At 56.9% G+C, this 17,886-nt stretch carries 18 protein-coding genes; 12 read left to right on the forward strand and 6 right to left on the reverse strand.

Annotated elements, in window-relative coordinates:
• Positions 1 to 21: 21 nt before the first annotated feature.
• The 9 genes from AO726_RS12755 to AO726_RS12795 all read left to right on the forward strand — a co-directional run bounded on the left by AO726_RS12755 (position 22) and on the right by AO726_RS12795 (position 10,372).
• Positions 22 to 1,341, forward strand: a complete 1,320-nt coding sequence (locus AO726_RS12755) for a class I SAM-dependent methyltransferase (RefSeq protein ID WP_058068445.1) — start codon at positions 22 to 24, stop codon at positions 1,339 to 1,341.
• Between the two features lie 65 nt (positions 1,342 to 1,406).
• Positions 1,407 to 1,697 (forward strand): hypothetical protein, encoded by a 291-nt coding sequence (locus tag AO726_RS12760; protein ID WP_058068446.1) that lies wholly within the window; start codon positions 1,407 to 1,409, stop codon positions 1,695 to 1,697.
• Positions 1,694 to 3,442, forward strand: a complete 1,749-nt coding sequence (locus tag AO726_RS12765; RefSeq protein WP_058068447.1) for a PepSY-associated TM helix domain-containing protein — start codon at positions 1,694 to 1,696, stop codon at positions 3,440 to 3,442. Before AO726_RS12760 ends, AO726_RS12765 begins: the two co-directional genes overlap by 4 nt.
• Complete coding sequence (locus AO726_RS12770) at positions 3,436 to 3,777, forward strand: DUF3325 domain-containing protein (protein WP_058068448.1); 342 nt, start codon at positions 3,436 to 3,438, stop codon at positions 3,775 to 3,777. Before AO726_RS12765 ends, AO726_RS12770 begins: the two co-directional genes overlap by 7 nt.
• 83 nt (positions 3,778 to 3,860) lie before the next feature.
• Positions 3,861 to 4,757 (forward strand): cysteine synthase CysM, encoded by an 897-nt coding sequence (cysM, locus tag AO726_RS12775; protein ID WP_058068449.1) that lies wholly within the window; start codon positions 3,861 to 3,863, stop codon positions 4,755 to 4,757.
• Positions 4,757 to 6,109, forward strand: a complete 1,353-nt coding sequence (rlmD, locus tag AO726_RS12780; protein ID WP_058068450.1) for a 23S rRNA (uracil(1939)-C(5))-methyltransferase RlmD — start codon at positions 4,757 to 4,759, stop codon at positions 6,107 to 6,109. The genes cysM and rlmD overlap by 1 nt, the downstream gene beginning before the upstream one ends.
• A 171-nt stretch (positions 6,110 to 6,280) precedes the next feature.
• Positions 6,281 to 8,521 carry a GTP diphosphokinase gene (gene relA, locus AO726_RS12785; RefSeq protein ID WP_058068451.1) on the forward strand — a complete coding sequence of 747 codons (2,241 nt, stop codon included), beginning with the start codon at positions 6,281 to 6,283 and terminating at the stop codon, positions 8,519 to 8,521.
• 15 nt (positions 8,522 to 8,536) lie between these two features.
• Positions 8,537 to 9,370, forward strand: a complete 834-nt coding sequence (gene mazG, locus AO726_RS12790; RefSeq protein WP_058068452.1) for a nucleoside triphosphate pyrophosphohydrolase — start codon at positions 8,537 to 8,539, stop codon at positions 9,368 to 9,370.
• A 462-nt stretch (positions 9,371 to 9,832) separates the two neighbouring features.
• Complete coding sequence (locus AO726_RS12795; protein WP_058068453.1) at positions 9,833 to 10,372, forward strand: DUF2058 domain-containing protein; 540 nt, start codon at positions 9,833 to 9,835, stop codon at positions 10,370 to 10,372.
• Positions 10,373 to 10,457: 85 nt separating this feature from the next.
• Here AO726_RS12795 and AO726_RS12800 read toward each other — a convergent pair whose 3' ends face one another.
• From AO726_RS12800 to purM, 3 genes are all read right to left on the reverse strand, one after another.
• On the reverse strand, positions 10,458 to 11,174 hold the full coding sequence (locus tag AO726_RS12800) for a DUF3108 domain-containing protein (RefSeq protein ID WP_058068454.1): 717 nt from the start codon (positions 11,172 to 11,174) through the stop codon (positions 10,458 to 10,460).
• 72 nt (positions 11,175 to 11,246) lie between these two features.
• Complete coding sequence (gene purN, locus AO726_RS12805; RefSeq protein WP_058068455.1) at positions 11,247 to 11,924, reverse strand: phosphoribosylglycinamide formyltransferase; 678 nt, start codon at positions 11,922 to 11,924, stop codon at positions 11,247 to 11,249.
• Positions 11,924 to 12,982, reverse strand: a complete 1,059-nt coding sequence (purM, locus tag AO726_RS12810) for a phosphoribosylformylglycinamidine cyclo-ligase (protein WP_058068456.1) — start codon at positions 12,980 to 12,982, stop codon at positions 11,924 to 11,926. The genes purN and purM overlap by 1 nt, the downstream gene beginning before the upstream one ends.
• Positions 12,983 to 13,299: 317 nt before the next feature.
• Between purM and AO726_RS12815 the strand changes: the two genes are divergently transcribed.
• The 3 genes from AO726_RS12815 (at position 13,300) to hda (ending at position 16,421) form a co-directional block, all read left to right on the forward strand.
• Positions 13,300 to 14,334: a DUF2066 domain-containing protein gene (locus AO726_RS12815; protein WP_058068457.1), complete on the forward strand. Its 1,035-nt coding sequence runs from the start codon at positions 13,300 to 13,302 to the stop codon at positions 14,332 to 14,334.
• 99 nt (positions 14,335 to 14,433) lie between these two features.
• Positions 14,434 to 15,510, forward strand: coding sequence for an AI-2E family transporter (locus AO726_RS12820; protein WP_058068458.1), 1,077 nt, complete (start codon positions 14,434 to 14,436; stop codon positions 15,508 to 15,510).
• A gap of 206 nt (positions 15,511 to 15,716) precedes the next feature.
• Positions 15,717 to 16,421 carry a DnaA regulatory inactivator Hda gene (gene hda, locus AO726_RS12825; protein WP_058068459.1) on the forward strand — a complete coding sequence of 235 codons (705 nt, stop codon included), beginning with the start codon at positions 15,717 to 15,719 and terminating at the stop codon, positions 16,419 to 16,421.
• 77 nt (positions 16,422 to 16,498) lie between these two features.
• Here the strand turns inward: hda and AO726_RS12830 are convergent, their stop codons facing one another.
• Genes AO726_RS12830 through arsC form a run of 3 tightly spaced genes read right to left on the reverse strand, consistent with a single transcriptional unit; the run spans position 16,499 to position 17,857 of the window.
• Entirely contained in the window at positions 16,499 to 16,909 is a 411-nt protein-coding gene (locus AO726_RS12830; protein ID WP_058068460.1) for a DUF2069 domain-containing protein, read from the reverse strand.
• On the reverse strand, positions 16,902 to 17,507 hold the full coding sequence (gene wrbA, locus AO726_RS12835) for an NAD(P)H:quinone oxidoreductase (RefSeq protein WP_058068461.1): 606 nt from the start codon (positions 17,505 to 17,507) through the stop codon (positions 16,902 to 16,904). The genes AO726_RS12830 and wrbA overlap by 8 nt, the downstream gene beginning before the upstream one ends.
• Positions 17,504 to 17,857, reverse strand: a complete 354-nt coding sequence (gene arsC / locus AO726_RS12840) for an arsenate reductase (glutaredoxin) (protein WP_058068462.1) — start codon at positions 17,855 to 17,857, stop codon at positions 17,504 to 17,506. Before arsC ends, wrbA begins: the two co-directional genes overlap by 4 nt.
• Positions 17,858 to 17,886: the final 29 nt, after the last annotated feature.

Here is a 17,886-nt window from a genome sequence, read left to right on the forward strand (position 1 = left end):
GCTGGCGGTAATGAGGTTTGCGTGAGTGCTAAACAGAGCGGCTATGTAACGGATGTCACCTATCCTGCGCATTTCCATAAGGAAATTCAGCCGGTGTGGCTGGCAACCGTTGCCACCTTGAAAGGGTTGCAGGTGCCGGATATCGCCCAGGGCTATTCCTACTGCGAGTTGGGCTGCGGGCTGGGCGTTAATCTGCTGGTGGCCGCAGCATGCAACCCGCTGGGCGAGTTTGTCGGTGTGGATTTCAATGCGCAGCACATCGCATTTGCCCGGCAGTCTGCCGAAGCGCTTGGGCTGAAGAACCTGCGTTTCATTCAGGCGGACTTTGCTGAGTTCGCTCAAAGTAATGCGTTGTTCTTCGACTTTATGGTTAGTCACGGTGTGTGGTCGTGGATACCAGCATCTACGCAACAGCAGGTGCTTAAGGCTGTTCAGCGCGGCCTGAAGCCTAAAGGACTGTTCTATCTGCACTATATGTGTCATCCGGGCTCGACCCAGATGATGCCGGTGCAGAAGTTGCTCAACGAGCTGGCCCATAGCCTGTCCGGAACCTCCGAGCAAAACATGGGGGCAGGTTTAGATTTGCTGACACGTCTGGATCTGGCCGGAGTCTTCCATGATCAGCCAACGCTGAGCGCCAGCCTTACTCAGTTGCAGAAGATGAATAAAGCCTATCTGGCCCATGATCTGCTCAGCGATCACTGGAATCCGCAGCATTCGGTTGATGTTCATCGCATGGCGGCGCAGTTTGGCCTGACCTATCTGGACAGCGCTAATGCCTTTGAAATGATCGAAGCGCTGTCGATTCCGCAATCAGCTCAGGCATTGATTGCCAATGTCTCGTCCCCCGCTGTACGCGAGACACTGAAAGATCTGGCCCGCAGCCAGCGTCAGCGTCAGGACCTGTTCCAGAAGCAGCCGCAAGCGCTGACGGCAGAAGTGTGCGTTCAGCGCATCAGCCAAATGGTTTTTGAGTTGATGCCGGCAGCCCCGCATTCGGGCGGGCAGGTATTCAGGACCCCCATTGGTGACATAGACGGTCCGGCGGAGTTGTTATCACCTGTGCTGCAGCGTTTGGCGCAGGGGCCTGCGCAGGTCGCAGAACTGTGCCGTCTGCCTGTTTACGCAGGTAATTTGCCTCAGTTAATGCAGAGCCTTTTGCTGTTGATGTGGCGTGGGCATGTTCATCCGCAGCGACCGGATGGCCCGGCTAATCCGGTGGAGGCTGGGGCGCTGCGTAGCTGGATTAAACAGCACGATTTGAAAATTGAAGCGGTGCCCTCGTGTGGTACGGCGGTGGTGGATGAGGCGGTACGCAATGTACAGCCGGGTTCCAGGTAATAAATCTGTGTGCAGTCGCCCGACCTTTGTAGACAGAGGCGCGGGCAGAATAGAGGTTGAGGTGTATGGCGCGAGTAAGCTCATCAACTCAGGTATTGATTGCCCGCTGCCTGTTGGCAGTGTTGGGCGGCTACCTGTTTACCTATACGGCCAGTGCGACTCTTGCACGGGTTCTGCCGGTTAAGCCGACGGAGGCGGTCGTGATTTCTGCGTTGCTGAGTTTTGTGGTGTATCTGGGCTTCATCATCTGGAGCTTTGTTGAGGCTCGGGTGAGTCGAATTGCTATGGGCGTTTTGCTGTCGGTGCCATTTGCGCTGATCGGTTTCTGGCCGCAACTGATGGAGCGGCTGGCATGAAGCACAACATCACCCAATCGCTGTCGTGGCTGCACACTTGGGCTGGCCTGATTATGGGCTGGGCGCTGGTGGCCATTTTCCTGACCGGTACGCTGGCGATGTTCGATAAAGAGATCAACGTCTGGATGCAGCCGGAAGTGCCGGCTCAAACGGTTGATCGCGAGCAGGCAGTCACTACTGCAATTAACCACTTGCGCAGCAATCATGCCGATGAGAGTGCTTGGCAGGTTGCTTTGCCCAGCGAACGCTCGCCGCGACTGGCAGTATCTGCGGGGGAGCAGCAGGGCGGTGGTGGCGGTCGCGGTAATGCCATGACCACGCTTGATCCGGCCACAGGCGAGGTGATCAAACCGCGTGAGACTGCCGGTGGTAACTTCTTCTTCCGCTTCCATTACACCTTGCATTTCCCGCGCAACATCGGCGTCTGGGTCGTTGGCTTTATGGCCATGGCGATGCTGGCGGCGATTGTCAGCGGCATAGTGATCCACAAGAAGTTCTTTAAAGAGTTTTTCACCTTCCGCCCGAACAAGGGGCAGCGCTCCTGGTTGGATTTTCACAACGCCAGCGGCGTGCTGTTGCTGCCGTTCCACATCATGATTACCTACACCGGGCTGGTGATCTTCTTCCTTATTTATATGCCGGCACCGATGGACGCTTTGTTCAACGGGGATCGTCAGGCGTATCAGGCCGCAATGCGAGGAGAGGGCGGTGAACGCCCGCAGCAGGAGGCAGGTCGCGGAGGTGAGCGTGGTGCTCCTGGCGGTCAGGCGGATGGTGAGCGTGCGGCCGTGCGCAATGAGGCTCGTCCTGATGCGCCTCGCGGCGAGCTTGCCCAGCGTGGTCAGGAGCGTGCTCCACGCGGTGAAGGTATGGACGAACGTGGCCCGCGTGGTGAGCGTCCGCAAGCACCGCGTGTGCCTCTGGTTGATCGCACCGACGAAATCGACTTTATGGGCCTGATTGCCCGTGCAGAAGCTGATATGGGCGAGCTTTCAGGCTTCAACCTCAAGCGTAGTGCCAATGGTGACGCCGTATTTGAGGCGCGTCCGGTGATGGGCAACATCATTGAACTCACCAAAGGCCGTAGCATGAGCCTCAATGCGTTAACGGGCGAGGTGGTGCGCCCGGTGCCTGAGTCCACCGGTGCAAGCTGGGTGCAACGCGTCATGGCAGGGCTGCACTTCGCACAGTTTGGTGGTTATCCGATGCGTTGGGTGTACTTCATCTGCGGTTTAATCAGTACCGCGATGATGGCCGGTGGCTTGATCCTGTTTACGGTTAAACGTCGTCGCCGTTACGCCAAAGAAAGCCGTGGCGTTCGCTTTGGTTACGAGTTCATCGAGCGGGTCAACATTGCCATCGTGGCCGGTCTGATGATCGCATCTGTCGGCTTGCTTTGGGCTAACCGTCTGTTGCCGGTTGAGCTTGCCGCGCGGCCAAATGCCGAAGTCAATGTGTTCTTCGCTTTGTGGGGGCTGAGCTTTGTCCACGCAAGTTTGCGCCCGTGGATGAAGGCCTGGCGTGAGCAGCTGTGGATCGGCGGGGCGTTGATGCTAGCGCTGCCGCTGGCGAACCTTCTGGGCGGCGTCTCGCTGTTCGGTCAGGGCAGTAGTCTCTATTTAGAACTTTGCACAATGCTGATTGGTGTTCTGACGCTAGTCGCAGCGTGGCGCACGGGGCAGGCTGGCGAGTACGTCAGTGATGCTCGTAAACAGCGAGCTGCGAAGGAGGAGCTGGCATGTTGAGCATTCTGGGCGCGTCTGCGCTGGCTTATTCCTCAATGGTTGGTTTGTGTCAGGGCATCAAACGTCATCAGGTGGCGGTTTGGGGCAAGCCTTGGGCCGACCACTGGCATCGGCTGTTGCGTATATACGGTTGGTTGGCGCTGCCGCTGAGTCTGTGGCTGTGCGCGCAGCACTGGGGCTGGGCAATGGGCAGTGTCGGTGTATTTGGTCTGGTATCCCTAGCCGGATTCATTCTGGTGCTAGGACTGCCTTACTTTCCGCGGTTTCTGGTCAGCTTGGGGTTGGTTGGAGCAATACTGGGAATATTGGAATTTGCTTATAGCTTGCTGTTCTAAGCGGCTTTCTATATCTGATATGGCTGAATCGGGTTTGTCGGTATCATGCGCGACTTACCCCGATTCTGGATTTCTTGTTTGCCATGAGCTTCGAGTTCCCTACCATCGCCGATTGCATCGGCAACACCCCACTGGTTCGTTTGCAACGCCTGCCTGGTAACACCAGCAACACCTTGCTGCTGAAGCTGGAAGGCAATAATCCGGCTGGCTCGGTGAAGGACCGTCCGGCTCTGTCGATGATCAACCGTGCTGAGTTGCGCGGTGATATCAAGCCAGGCGATGTACTGATCGAAGCCACCAGCGGCAATACCGGTATTGCCTTGGCCATGGCAGCGGCCATCAAGGGTTATAAGATGGTGCTGATCATGCCGGACAACTCCACCGCAGAGCGCAAGGCCGCCATGACAGCCTATGGTGCAGAGCTGATTCTGGTGGAAGGTATGGAAGAGGCCCGCGATCTGGCCCTGCAGATGCAGGCAGATGGCAAGGGCAAAGTGCTTGATCAGTTCGCCAATGGCGACAACCCGGAAGCCCACTACCGCAGCACCGGCCCGGAAATTTGGCAACAGACCGGCGGACGTATTACTCATTTTGTCAGCTCAATGGGTACCACCGGCACCATCATGGGCGTGTCGCGCTACCTGAAAGAACAAAACCCGGATGTGCAGATCATTGGCCTGCAACCGATGGAAGGTTCAGCTATTCCGGGCATACGGCGCTGGCCGCAGGAGTATCTGCCGAAGATTTATCAGGCTGAGCGTGTTGATCGTGTCGTCGATATGAGCCAACAGGAAGCCGAGCATGTAATGCGTCGTCTGGCCCGCGAAGAAGGTGTGTTCTGCGGCGTGTCTTCTGGCGGTGCGGTAGCGGCGATGCTGCGTCTGTCCCAAGAAGTGGAAAACGCGATTATGGTGGCTATCATCTGCGACCGTGGCGATCGCTACCTGTCCAGCGGCATTTACGATGTGCCGGAAAACTGATGGCCAGAAAGAACAGTGGTTTACGCTTCCAGCCCAGCGGTGGCAGCAAGGCTCCGCAGGTGCCGGTGGGTAAGAAACTCAAATTGCAGATTGAACGTCAGGCTAATGACGGACGCGGTATTGGTTTCAATGAAGGCCGTACCTGGTTCGTCAGCGGTGCATTGACGGGGGAGCAGGTTGAGGCCCGTGTGCTTTCAGCTCGCGGCAAAATTGTCGAAGCGCGGACTGAGCGAGTGCTCACTGCGAGTGAGCAGCGCCGTGCAGAGGCTTGTGTCCATGCGCGTGTGTGTGGCGGTTGCAGTCTGCAGCATATGCCTCATGTTGATCAGGTTGCCCTTAAACAGAGCATGCTGGCTGAGCAGCTGACGCGTCTGGCTGATATTCAGCCTATGCAATGGGCTGCTCCACTCGCAGGCCCTGAACTCGGGTATCGCCGCCGAGCGCGTATTGCTGTGCGCTGGGACAACGCGGCCAGGCATTTGGCTGTAGGGTTCCGTGCTGCAGCCAGTCAAGACATCATCGACATTGATCAGTGCCCGGTGCTGGTACAGCCTTTGCAGCCGATTTTGCAGGCGTTGCCTGACGTGCTGAGGGGGCTGGAAAAGCCGCAGGCGATTGGTCATGTTGAGTTGTTCAGTGGCGATAGCACTGCTGTACTGGTTCGTCATACCGCTACCTTGTCTGAGGCTGACCTTGAGCACCTGCACGGATTTTGTCTGCAGCAGAAAGCGCAGCTGTGGCTACAGGGCAAAGACGAGCCGCAACCTTATGTCGCAGATCAGCAGTTGAATTACCGGCTGGAGCAATACAACCTTGCGCTGGCTTATCGGCCGGGGGACTTTGTCCAGGTCAATCAGCCGGTGAATGATCTGATGATCGCGCAGGCGCTGGACTGGCTGGCTCCTCAGGCTCACGAGCGGCTGCTGGATCTGTTCTGTGGCCTGGGCAACTTTGCTTTGCCGCTGGCGCAGCGTGTGCGCGAGCTTGTGGCTGTGGAAGGTGTGGATGCGATGGTTCAGCGGGCGGCACAAAATGCCAAGACCAACGGCCTGAACAATGCGCACTTTTATCAGGCGGATTTGTCGAACCCGCTTGATAAAGCAGATTGGGCAAAAGGCGGTTTTGATGCTGTACTGCTTGATCCGCCCCGAGATGGGGCGTTGCAGGTGGTGCAGCAAATAGGTTCTCTGGGCGCTCAGCGGGTGCTTTATGTGTCGTGTAATCCTGCAACTCTGGCGCGCGACAGTGCTGAGCTGAGGGCGCAGGGGTACCGACTGGAGCGGGCTGGTATCCTGGATATGTTTCCGCAGACTGCTCATGTTGAAGCCATGGCGCTGTTTGTCAGGCAGTAAGGGCAACGCCTTCTGAGGCGATGTAGGGGTATTGGGCGCACGTTGTATTTCGGGCGGTATGAAACACAACGTACGTACCTTGATGTGTTATTGAACGGCCTCGAAGAAGGCTGAAGCCTATCGGTAAGCATGAAGCGAGCTGGGGCTGAATGATTAAAGGAAAGGTTTTACATGGTTCAGGTCAGAGCTCATCAGCCGATCAATGCTGACGGCAGCATTAACCTTGAGGCATGGCTCGACCATGTGCTGAGTGTCGATCCTTCCCTGGATCGTGCTGGTTTGCGGGAGGCTTGCGAGTTTGCCCGTGAGGCCGAGCAACAGGCCAACGCCGCGCAAAACCTCTGGACTGAAGGCTCATCCAGCTTCCGCGTAGGTCTGGAAATTGCCGAGATTCTGGCAGACCTCAAACTTGATCAGGACACCCTCGTTGCGGCGGTCATCTACCGCTGTGTGCGCGAGGGCAAAGTTACCCTGCAGAATGTCCAGCAGCGCTTCGGCCCGGTTGTGGCTAAGTTGATTGAGGGCGTATTGCGCATGGCGGCCATTAGCGCTTCGCTTAATCCGCGCGACTCGCTGGTGCTGGGCTCTCAGGCACAGGTGGAAAACCTGCGCAAGATGCTGGTGGCGATGGTGGATGACGTGCGCGTCGCCTTGATCAAGCTGGCCGAGCGTACCTGCGCTATCCGTGCCGTCAAGGAAGCCGATGACGAGAAGCGTCAGCGCGTTGCCCGTGAGGTGTTTGATATTTATGCGCCATTGGCCCACCGCCTGGGCATTGGTCACATCAAGTGGGAGCTGGAAGACCTTTCGTTCCGTTACCTTGAGCCTGAACAATACAAGCAGATCGCAACTCTGTTGCATGAGCGCCGCCTCGACCGCGAGCACTACATCAACGAGGTCATGAGCCAGCTGCGTGCAGAACTTGAGGCTACCGGTATCAAGGCGGATATCAGTGGCCGGGCCAAACACATTTACTCCATCTGGCGGAAGATGCAGCGCAAAGGCCTGCAATTCAGCCAGATCTACGATGTGCGCGCTGTGCGCGTGCTGGTACCCCATGTGCGTGACTGTTACACCGCGCTGGGTATCGTGCACACTCTGTGGCGGCACATCCCCAAAGAATTTGACGATTACATCGCCAACCCTAAAGAGAACGGCTATCGCTCCCTGCATACCGCCGTACTGGGCCCGGAAGGTAAGGTGCTGGAGGTGCAGATCCGCACCCAGGCCATGCACGAAGAGGCCGAACTCGGTGTGTGTGCGCATTGGCGTTACAAGGGGACCGACGTCAAATCCGGCTCCAACCATTACGAAGAGAAGATCTCCTGGTTGCGCCAGGTGCTTGAGTGGCACGAAGAGCTTGGCGATATCGGCGGTTTGGCCGAGCAGTTGCGGGTGGATATCGAGCCGGATCGGGTTTATGTATTCACCCCAGATGGTCACGCTATCGACTTGCCCAAAGGTGCGACCCCACTGGATTTCGCCTACCGTGTGCACACCGAGATCGGTCATAACTGTCGGGGCGCGAAGATCAATGGGCGTATCGTGCCGCTCAACTACAGCCTGCAGACCGGTGAGCAGGTTGAGATCATCACCAGCAAGCAGGGGGCACCCAGCCGGGACTGGCTGAACCCTAACTTGGGCTATGTCACTACCAGTCGTGCGCGGGCCAAGATCATTCACTGGTTCAAGCTACAGGATCGCGACCTGAACGTGATGGCCGGTCGTACGCTGCTTGAGCGTGAGCTGACTCGCTTGGCGCTGAACAGTGTCGACTATGACAAGCTGGCCGAGAAGGCCAACCTCAAGACCGCAGAAGATCTATTTGCGGCACTGGGGGCAGGCGATGTTCGTCAGGCTCATGTCATCAATCTGGCCCAGCAACTAGTCGAGCCTGAGCGCAGTACCGAGCAGTTGGAACTGATCCCGCGCAAGGCCCAAGGTTATCGTCCGGGCAAGCGTGGCGACATCCAGATTCAGGGTGTCGGCAACCTGCTGACGCAAATTGCAGGTTGCTGCCAGCCGCTGCCGGGAGACCCGATTGTCGGTTACATCACTTTGGGGCGCGGAGTGAGCATCCACCGTCAGGATTGTGCCTCAGCCTTGCAGCTGTCAGCCCGAGAGCCTGAGCGGATCATTCAAGTTAGCTGGGGGCCAGTGCCGGTGCAAACCTACCCGGTGGACATCAGCATTCGTGCCTACGACCGTTCAGGTCTGCTGCGTGATGTTTCGCAGGTGCTGCTCAACGAGAAGATCAACGTGCTGGCGGTCAATACCAGCTCCAACAAGGATGACAACACTGCGTCCATGTCGATCACTGTCGAGATTCCGGGGCTGGATGCGCTGGGACGCCTGTTAGGGCGTATTTCGCAATTGCCGAACATCATCGAAGTCCGCCGTACTCGGCCCTGATCGGACACGCTCGTCATGTACCAACTGCAAGACCTGCTTCACCTGATGGCCCGGCTGCGCGACCCGCAGCATGGCTGTCCGTGGGATTTGAAGCAAAACTACGCGTCAATTGTGCCGTACACGCTGGAAGAGGCCTATGAAGTGGCCGATGCCATTGAGCGCGGAGACTATGATCACTTACCGGGTGAGTTGGGGGATTTACTCTTTCAGGTGGTCTATTACAGCCAGCTGGCGCAGGAAGAAGGGCGCTTCGAGTTTGCGCAAGTTGTTGATGGCATCACCCGTAAACTAGTGCGCCGTCATCCCCATGTGTTCCTGGATGGTGATCTGTACGGCGCTCTGGATGCTCCCAAGCTCAGCGAGGCTGAGATCAAGCAGCGCTGGGAGGAAATTAAGGCTGAAGAGCGCGCCGAGAAGGCTTCTGCCCCGGAGCAGTTGTCTCTGTTGGATGACGTGCCTGCGGCGCTGCCTGCGCTGAGTCGAGCGGTCAAATTGCAAAAGCGCACGGCTCAGGTCGGTTTCGACTGGCCTGAAGCCTTGCCGGTGGTCGACAAGGTACGCGAAGAACTCGACGAAGTGTTGGAGGCCATGAGTGAGAATGATCCTCAGGCTATCACGGAAGAAATCGGTGATTTGTTGTTCGTAGTCACCAACCTTGCCAGGCATCTTAAGGTCGATCCGGAGTCGGCGCTGCGCGCCGCTAACGCCAAGTTCGAGCGACGTTTCCGGTTTATCGAACAGGCCTTGCGCGATCAGGGGCTTAAAGCGGAGCAATGCTCGCTGGAGCAGCTTGATGCGCTGTGGGGCGAAGCTAAGAAAAGCGAAGCGTCCGACGCCGCCAAGTGCTGAGTCAATAAACCACCCGAGTGCGTTAGCTGTCACTGCGCTTATCGTAGGGAGACGGCTAAAGCTCTTCGTTAGTAAGCAGTCAACGATGCAGCGGTATAGCCAGCCCTCTCGCCAGCACGCTGCGCAGGTATTTGTGTTTTGGGGATTGGCGCGTTTGAAGCGGCGAACAGGCTTGCCAAGCCAGTAGCTGATTTTTATCAGGTGCTAATGCGTCAGGTTAATAATTCCCACGTGGCCGCGTTCTATATTCAGAGGGCTTTGCTATGCGAGCGCTCACAATGTTTGGGCGCGTCTGTTAAGTGGCTGGATCTTCTTATTTTGTAATGTGTCTACTCTGTTACGGCTCACCGGCCTCAGATTGCGACTACTGTCGGCGTAGGAGTAGACTCGCGGCCACTATTAATTGGCTGCAAGGTTTTAACGTGTCCTAAAGACACGCTAGATGAGTGGACTTTCACAAAAATGAGCATGTCATTACGCGATCAGCTGCTAAAAGCGGGTCTGGTAAACGAGAAGCAGGCCAAGCAGGCCGCTAAGCAACAACAGAAGCAGCAGCGTCTGGAGCAAAAGGGTCAGATTGAAAAAGATGACTCGCAGAAGCTGGCGGCTCAGCAAGCGATGGCAGAAAAAGCTGAGCGGGACCAGGAACTCAACCGTCAGCAGCAGGAAAAACAAGCCAAGAAGGCGCTCGCTGCCCAGATCAAACAGCTGATCGAGTCTTCTCGCCTGCCCAAGCTGACCACTGAGGACTACTACAACTTTGTCGACGACAAGAAGGTTAAGCGCATCTCCGTTAATACGTTGATGCGTGACAAGCTCAGTAGCGGTTCGCTCGCCATTGTGCGCCACGGCGGCGGTTACGAAATCATCCCGCGTGATGCGGCATTGAAGATTCAGGAGCGTGATGCTCAGCGCATTGTCTTGCTCAATACTCAGAGTCAAGCGCCCGATGAAGATGATCCATACGCAGCCTATCAGGTGCCAGATGATCTGATGTGGTAAGGCTAAAGGCAGGCTCTGGCCAGCTTTTACTGACGTATCAGCATAAAAACCGGGCATTTGCCCGGTTTTTTATGCGTTGGAACGGTTAGTCCTTACGGCCTTCAACCGTCTTGCCATCCACTACGCCGTCTTTAAGCATGATTTGGTATTCTTTGCCGTCCTTTTCTACTTGGTGCAGACGAACCAGCAGGTAGTCCCAATCCTTGGCGAACCACAGGATAGTTTTGCGGCTGCTCTGCGTAGGGTCGCGCACACGCTCAACCTTGATGGCGTCAACCAGGCCTGCTTTGGTGCGAACAACTTCTTCGCCTAACACACGGAAATCGTAGGTTTCCACTTCATCCCCATCCACGACCTGATAGCTCATGGTTTTGGTGCCAGCAGCTACATCTTCTTGTAGGGCCAGTTGATAAGTGGATTTATCCAAGAGTCCACGGACCAGTGGGAGTTTGACTGCATCGCCACGATCAGTGCCGGTTACTTGCTTCGCGGTCCAGTCAAAGGTCAGATCAATTTTCTTGCCTTTGCCCAGCCCGTTACGTTCGTAGGCATAACGCTGAGGCAGAAATGAGTTGCCTGACGTGCGCAGAATGCTTTCTTCAGTCAGGCCGGCCACTAGCATGGAGGCGGTAAAGGTGAGTTTCCATTGGCCGTCGGCCAAGGCTTCAAGGCTGCGTTCGGCGCTGCCACTAACAGGCAGTTGTTTCCAGTCTGCGGTGTAGCTTGCGGAAAACGGCTTTAGCTCTAAGGCCATTGCCGGCAGGCTGAACAGGGCTAAGGCGAGCAGTAAAACGCGACTCATGTTTTCTCCTGATAAGAGCGGTATGCAGGCTGGCCGTTGCAACAAACGATTCGCGAATTCTGCCTGAGTCAGTTATGACGGGGCTTGGGCTTGAAATGCCTTGTCACGAATCAGATAGCCAGTCTCCGGTAGCAGTTGCTTGTCCAGCATCGCCCCTTGCTCAGTCAAGCGCAAGCGGCCTTCAGCGAACCAACGAACAGCCAGTGGGTAAATGCGGTGTTCCTGCTGCTGAACCCTGGCTGCCAGTGTGCTTGCTGTATCGCTGGCAAGTACGGGGACTACAGCTTGTACGACCAGTGGCCCTCCATCCAGTTCCTCGCTGACAAAGTGCACGCTGCAGCCGTGTTCACTGTCACCGGCATCCAGCGCCAGTTGGTGGGTGTGCAGGCCTTTGTGCTTGGGGAGCAGAGAAGGGTGGATATTGAGCAAGCGGCCCGTGTAATGGCGGACAAAGCCCGGCGTCAGGATACGCATGAATCCGGCAAGGACAACCAGCTGAGGCTGGTATGGATCAATAGCTTGTATCAGCGCGGCATCGAAGTCCTCACGGCCGTCGTACTGCTTGTGGTCAAACACGTGGGTCGGAATTCCGGCCTCGCGGGCGCGTTGCAGGCCGTAGGCATCAGCGCGGTTGCAGAGCACCGCGCTGATACGGGCTGGGATTTCCCCGGCCTTGATGCCATCCAGCAGCGCCTGCAGATTACTGCCGGAGCCGGAGATCAGCACCACCATGTTGCATGGCTGTGGCATCAGTGCTGTTTCAGGTTATTCAGGACGACCTGAGCGGCACCTTCTGCAGCCTGATTGATCTGGCCGATCACCCAAGGCTGCTCGCCAGCTGCGCGCAGAGTTTGCAGGGCAACTTCAACCTGGTCTTGAGCCACACAGATAACCATGCCTACGCCGCAGTTCAGAACGCGGTGCATTTCGTGCTCATCTACGTTGCCTTTTTCCTGCAGCCAGTCGAACACGGCAGGGCGGGTCCAACTTGCTACGTCGATAACAGCCTGGGCGCCTTCTGGCAGTACGCGCGGGATATTGTCCAGCAGGCCGCCACCAGTGATGTGAGCCATGGCTTTAACTGCGCCGGTATCTTTGATCAGCTTCAGCAGTGGTTTTACGTAGATACGGGTCGGCGCCATCAGCAGGTCGGCCAGCGGCTTGCCGTCAATCTGGGTGTTTTCGATGTCGGTTCCGGCAACTTCGAGAATCTTGCGGATCAGCGAGTAGCCGTTGGAGTGCGGGCCGGAAGATGGCAGGGCGATCAGTGCGTCGCCAGTTGCTACTTTAGAGCCGTCGATGATTTCGGCTTTCTCTACAACGCCGACGCAGAAACCAGCCAGGTCGTAATCTTCACCCTCATACATGCCTGGCATTTCAGCCGTTTCACCGCCTACCAGCGAGCAGCCAGCCAACTCACAGCCTGCACCAATGCCGGTCACGACGGTGGCAGCGACATCAACATTGAGCTTGCCAGTGGCGTAGTAGTCGAGGAAGAACAGTGGCTCTGCACCGCAAACAACCAAGTCGTTCACGCACATGGCGACCAGATCCTGGCCGATGCTGTCGTGCTTGTTCAGGTTCAGCGCCAGACGCAGTTTGGTGCCTACGCCGTCGGTGCCTGAAACCAGTACGGGTTGCTTGTAGCCAGCCGGGATTTCGCACAGTGCGCCAAAGCCGCCCAGGCCCCCCATGACTTCAGGGCGTGCGGTGCGCTTGGCGACACCTTTGATGCGTTCGACCAGGGCCTCGCCTGCGTCGATATCTACACCTGCGTCCTTGTAGCTGATGGAGGGTTGCTTGCTCATAGATCCAGGCCTTTAAGGGAATTCGGAAGAAAACCTGCAACATGCCGCAGGTTTGCGAAGGCGCGCGATTTTATCAGGCTTGCCATGGACCGGCCACCCACGTGACAGGTTGCGGCTAGCAAGGCTGCTGTTTAAGGTAGTGTTTATGCGCAAATTGGCAGGGTGACGATGCTTCGGACGGATAAAATAAGTTGTCCGGCGTCTAACTGGCAGTAATTCATACTGTGCTGCTATTAATGAACTAGCTTTGCTTGGGGTATTGGCGATTGATCGCGCCTGCTTCATGCACCGATTTCCCGTCTATCGAGAATATATCCATGGGTTTTACCGACCGCCTGCTTGTTGCTTGTCTGATGTTGTCTGGCTTGCCTGCTGTAGCTGCCCCGGTCAGCGATTTGTATAAAGTCCGCGAGCCGGTGGCCAGTCAGCAGGCAGAAGACCGTGCTGCCGCATTGACGCGCGCGCTGGATACATTGGTGCTGCGCCTTACGGGTAAGGACGACGCAGCTAAAAATTCTGCGCTGGCCGAACTGCGTAAAGATCCGCAGCAGATTGTCAGCCAGTTTGGCTTTGAAGAAGACAAGCTGACCGTCGACTTTGATCCGGCCAGCACTGATCGTGCCTTGCGTCAGGCAGGTCTGAGTCTGTGGGGCGCTAACCGCCCGGTTGTCATGACCTGGTGGTTGAATGCCAATGCAGAAGGCAGCAGCTTGGTTGGTGATGCCCAGATTGCAGCGGAGCCTCTGGCTCAGGCTGCGCAGAACCGGGGTTTGCCGTTGCGCCTCCCGTTGGCCGATCTTTCTGAGCAGTTGGTCGGTACTGAAGAGAACATCGGCAATGATGACGCCAGCGCATTGCGAGGCGCGTCTGAACGTTACTCGGCTGATGCACTGTTGGCTGTATTGGCCCGTGATAACGGTGGTGAGTGGCAGGCTCAGTGGCGCTTGTGGCAGGGCGATAAGCACGAGAAGGGCACTGTAACTGGAGCTGATCAGGCTGCAGTAGCCGATGCGGTGCTCAAACAGGTCAGTCAGCACCTGGCCTCGCAGTACCTGACGACGGCGGGCGCGGCGAGCAGTCTGACTCTGGAGGTTGAGGGGGCTGATTTGGTCCGTTATGCAGAGCTGCAGCGCATTTTGGAACCGTATGCTGCGGTATTGCACCTGGTACAAGGCGATAAGCTGGTGTTTGCGCTCAATGCCAATGCCGATCAGTTGCGCTCGCAGCTGGCCTTGGGCCATTTGCATGAGGTGACGGCTGACGCGGTTGATGCCAGCCAGGCACCGGCACTTGAGGGGGGGCAGACCCCGGCAGCACCTGCTGTAGGCAACGTGCTCAAGTTCCGCTGGTAAATATCCCGGCAGGTGTTTCGGGCCACTGAAGCCGCAGCCTATGGGCTGCGGTTTTCATATCGGGAAGAGTTAAATCACGATCTGCGAGGGAGTGACAGGATGGTGGATACACAGCGTTGGGTTTGGATCATTGCCGCAGCCTTATTGGGAGGGGTTCTGTATCTGCTTTCTCCAATTCTGGCTCCGTTCCTTATCGGAATTTTGCTGGCTTATCTGGGCGATCCGGTGGTGGATCGGCTGGAGCGCTGGGGTTTGTCACGCACGTGGGGGGTTATTGCCGTCTTTGCGTTGATCACCTTGATTCTGGCCATTTTGCTGTTGGTTCTGGTGCCGATGTTGGGGCGGCAGATGGTGCGCCTCTATGAATTGGCTCCGCAAATGCTGGATTGGGCACAGCATCAGGCTCTGCCCTGGATTCAAGTGAAGCTGGGTTTGAGCGATGGCTTTTGGCGTTTTGACAAGCTGAAGACAGCCTTCACTGGTCAGCTGGATAAAACCACCGATATTGTCGGCATGTTGGTGAGCACCGCGACTGCTTCCAGCCTGGCGTTTATGGGCTGGCTGGCGAATATGTTGCTGATCCCGGTAGTGAGCTTCTACCTGATGCGCGATTGGGATTTGATGCTGAGCAAGCTACGCAGCCTATTGCCCCGTGAGCGGGAGGATCGGGTCGTCGAACTGTTCGGCGAGTGCCATGAAGTGCTTGGTGCGTTCCTGCGCGGGCAACTGCTGGTGATGCTGGCTCTGGGAGTGATGTACGCAACCGGATTGATGCTGATCGGCCTCGAGTTGGGCTTGTTAATCGGCATGCTCGCAGGACTGGCCAGTATTGTGCCTTACCTGGGAGTGTTTGTCGGCGTAGCGGCCGCCTTGGCGGCAGGGCTGTTCCAATTCGGTGTGGATTTATATCCGCTGCTGGGCATTGTCGCTGTCTTTGTCGTGGGGCAGATGCTTGAAGGAATGCTGCTGACGCCTTTACTGGTGGGTGACCGAATTGGCTTGCACCCGGTAGCTGTGATCTTTGCGATTATGGCAGGCGGTCAGTTGTTCGGGTTTACTGGCATCCTGCTGGCGTTGCCGGTGGCGGCCGTGATCATGGTGCTGCTGCGGCACCTGCACGATTTCTACAAGCAGACAGATGCCTACGTCGGCACTTCAGACGAGCCGCAGCCCTAGTCTATGGCTTGTGCACTGCCCGGATATAGCGCCATTTTGGTAGCCGGGCAGGGCACCAGTTGTGTGGTTTGGCGACATGCGGTCCTATGCAAAATATCCCGCATGGGATACAGACAGCTTTATCCATCAATGACTTAGCACTCAGAACCCGATAAACTTCCGCAAACCTAACGGTGAGCCAGCGGTTCTGGAACTGCCCGATCAGTATGATACCTACTCAGTTGCCCCTCGGCGTTCGTCTGCGCGACGACGCTACATTTGCCAATTTTTATCCCGGAGCCAATGCTGCCGCGCTCGGCTACGTTGAGCGTCTGTGTGAGGCTGATGCAGGCTGGACTGAAAGTCTGATCTATCTGTGGGGTGCCAGCGGAGTCGGGCGTAGCCACTTGCTGCAGGCGGCCTGCCTGCGTTTCGATCAGTTCGGTGAGCCGGCTGTTTACCTGCCTTTGGGGTTGGTGGCTCAGTACGGCACGGCTTTGCTGGATAATCTTGAGCAGTTCGAGTTGGTGTGTCTGGATGATCTGGACGCAGTCGCGGGTGATAAGGTTTGGGAAGAGGCGCTGTTCCATCTATTCAACCGATTGCGGGATTCCGGTCGCCGACTGCTGTTGTCCGCCAATGCGCCGCCCCGGGAACTGCCGATCAAGCTGCCGGATCTCAAGTCACGGTTAACTTTGGCGCTGGTTTTTCAGCTTCAGCAATTGTCTGATGAGGACAAGCTCCGAGCCTTACAGTTAAGGGCTTCGCGTCGAGGTCTGCAGCTCAGTGATGAGGTAGGGCGGTTTATTCTGACCCGCGGTGAGCGCAGTATGAGCTCGCTGTTTGACCTGCTTGAATGTTTGGATCAGGCCTCACTTCAAGCGCAGCGTAAATTAACGATTCCCTTCCTCAAAGAAACCCTCGGCTGGTAAAGCCTGATCCTTCTCAACTGATCAGGCGTTCACCTCATCGGCAGCGCCGACATATGCCGGACGCATGCCAAAGTTAATCAGCTTTCGCCTGCAAGCTTGCGTTCATATTGGAAGCGCCAGCGCGTGTACATCAGGGCTGCACAGAACAGGCTGAAACTCAGCGCAGTCAACAGCCAGCCGTAGATTGCTTTGCTCGGGTCGAATGAGGCCAGCACACCTTGAATAAAGTAAATGTTGACCACGAAGCAGGTCCAGGCGTGGGCGCGGGCGTTACCGAGTATTAGACCGGGGGCGAGGATTGCCAATGGTACCAATTGAACCCCGATAATCACCCAAAGCAAGCGCTCCGGGAGGTTGGCAAAGTACAGCTCCCACACTAGCAGCAGAGCGGCCAGTGCAAAGAAACTGATCAGGGTGGCGGCACGGCTGAGGCGCAGGCGCGGTTGCAGCCACTCTAGTGCTGGCAGCGGTTTTGCAGTTCTAGCCACGGATTGACTCCAGTTTTTGAGCAGTTTGAGCAAGGCGCTGGCCCAGTGCGCGACACAGGGCAATTTCATGCTCATCGACTGGCCGTTTGTTATCCGCTCCGGCGAAGTGGCTTGGGCCGTACGGGGTACCGCCACCCTGGGTTTCGAGCAGGGCACCTTCGCTATAGGGTAGGCCGGTGATCAGCATGCCGTGGTGCAACAGCGGCAGCATCATCGACAGCAGCGTGCTTTCCTGGCCGCCGTGCAGGCTCGAGGTTGAGGTGAAAACACCGGCAGGTTTACCCACTAGCGCTCCAGTCAGCCACAGGCTGCTGGTGCCATCAAGGAAGTATTTCATCGCGGCAGCCATATTGCCGAAACGAGTGGGGCTGCCGAGTGCCAGTCCGGCGCAGTTTTTCAGGTCATCCAGCGTGGCGTACAGCGCACCTTCGGTGGGCAGGTCAGGAGCAACTGCTTCGCACTCGGTGGAAACTCCAGGCACGGTGCGTAGGCGCGCCTCCAGGCCGGTCATCTCAATACCGCGAGCAATATGGCGTGCCATCTCGGCGGTAGCGCCGTGGCGGCTGTAATACAGCACCAGAATATAGGGCGCGCTCATGGCAGAATCTCCAGCACTTTTTCAGGTGGGCGGCCTACCACTGCGCGTTCGCCTGCGACCAGAATCGGCCGTTCTATCAGCTTCGGATGGCTGGCCATAGCCTCAAGTATCTGTTGATCAGTCAGTGTCTGATCACTCAGACCCAGCTCGCTGTATGCATCCTCGCCGGTGCGCAGTAGTTGGCGTGGACTGATGCCCAGTTTTTTGATCAGGCTGTGCAGTTCGCTGACACTGAGGGGTGTCTCTAGGTAGCGCACAATGCTCGGGGTCAGGCCGCGCTCTTCAAGGATTTGCAGCGCTGCGCGCGATTTTGAGCAGCGAGGGTTGTGATAGAGGGTCAGATCAGTCATGTACGGGTCGCCTGTTACCAGTGTTGGCG

It is taken from the genome of Pseudomonas sp. TTU2014-080ASC, from assembly GCF_001446935.1.
Classification (GTDB): Bacteria; Pseudomonadota; Gammaproteobacteria; order Pseudomonadales; family Pseudomonadaceae; genus Aquipseudomonas.

Coding starts and splice junctions, on each gene's coding strand:
- relA (WP_058068451.1), top strand. CDS start 6,281: ATGGTTCAGGTCAGAGCTCATCAGCCGATCAATGCTGACGGCAGCATT.
- AO726_RS12765 (WP_058068447.1), top strand. CDS start 1,694: ATGAAGCACAACATCACCCAATCGCTGTCGTGGCTGCACACTTGGGCT.
- AO726_RS12760 (WP_058068446.1), top strand. CDS start 1,407: ATGGCGCGAGTAAGCTCATCAACTCAGGTATTGATTGCCCGCTGCCTG.
- AO726_RS12770 (WP_058068448.1), top strand. CDS start 3,436: ATGTTGAGCATTCTGGGCGCGTCTGCGCTGGCTTATTCCTCAATGGTT.
- mazG (WP_058068452.1), top strand. CDS start 8,537: ATGTACCAACTGCAAGACCTGCTTCACCTGATGGCCCGGCTGCGCGAC.
- rlmD (WP_058068450.1), top strand. CDS start 4,757: ATGGCCAGAAAGAACAGTGGTTTACGCTTCCAGCCCAGCGGTGGCAGC.
- AO726_RS12815 (WP_058068457.1), top strand. CDS start 13,300: ATGGGTTTTACCGACCGCCTGCTTGTTGCTTGTCTGATGTTGTCTGGC.
- AO726_RS12800 (WP_058068454.1), bottom strand. CDS start 11,174: ATGAGTCGCGTTTTACTGCTCGCCTTAGCCCTGTTCAGCCTGCCGGCA.
- hda (WP_058068459.1), top strand. CDS start 15,717: ATGATACCTACTCAGTTGCCCCTCGGCGTTCGTCTGCGCGACGACGCT.
- wrbA (WP_058068461.1), bottom strand. CDS start 17,507: ATGAGCGCGCCCTATATTCTGGTGCTGTATTACAGCCGCCACGGCGCT.
- AO726_RS12820 (WP_058068458.1), top strand. CDS start 14,434: ATGGTGGATACACAGCGTTGGGTTTGGATCATTGCCGCAGCCTTATTG.
- purM (WP_058068456.1), bottom strand. CDS start 12,982: ATGAGCAAGCAACCCTCCATCAGCTACAAGGACGCAGGTGTAGATATC.
- AO726_RS12795 (WP_058068453.1), top strand. CDS start 9,833: ATGAGCATGTCATTACGCGATCAGCTGCTAAAAGCGGGTCTGGTAAAC.
- arsC (WP_058068462.1), bottom strand. CDS start 17,857: ATGACTGATCTGACCCTCTATCACAACCCTCGCTGCTCAAAATCGCGC.
- cysM (WP_058068449.1), top strand. CDS start 3,861: ATGAGCTTCGAGTTCCCTACCATCGCCGATTGCATCGGCAACACCCCA.
- purN (WP_058068455.1), bottom strand. CDS start 11,924: ATGCCACAGCCATGCAACATGGTGGTGCTGATCTCCGGCTCCGGCAGT.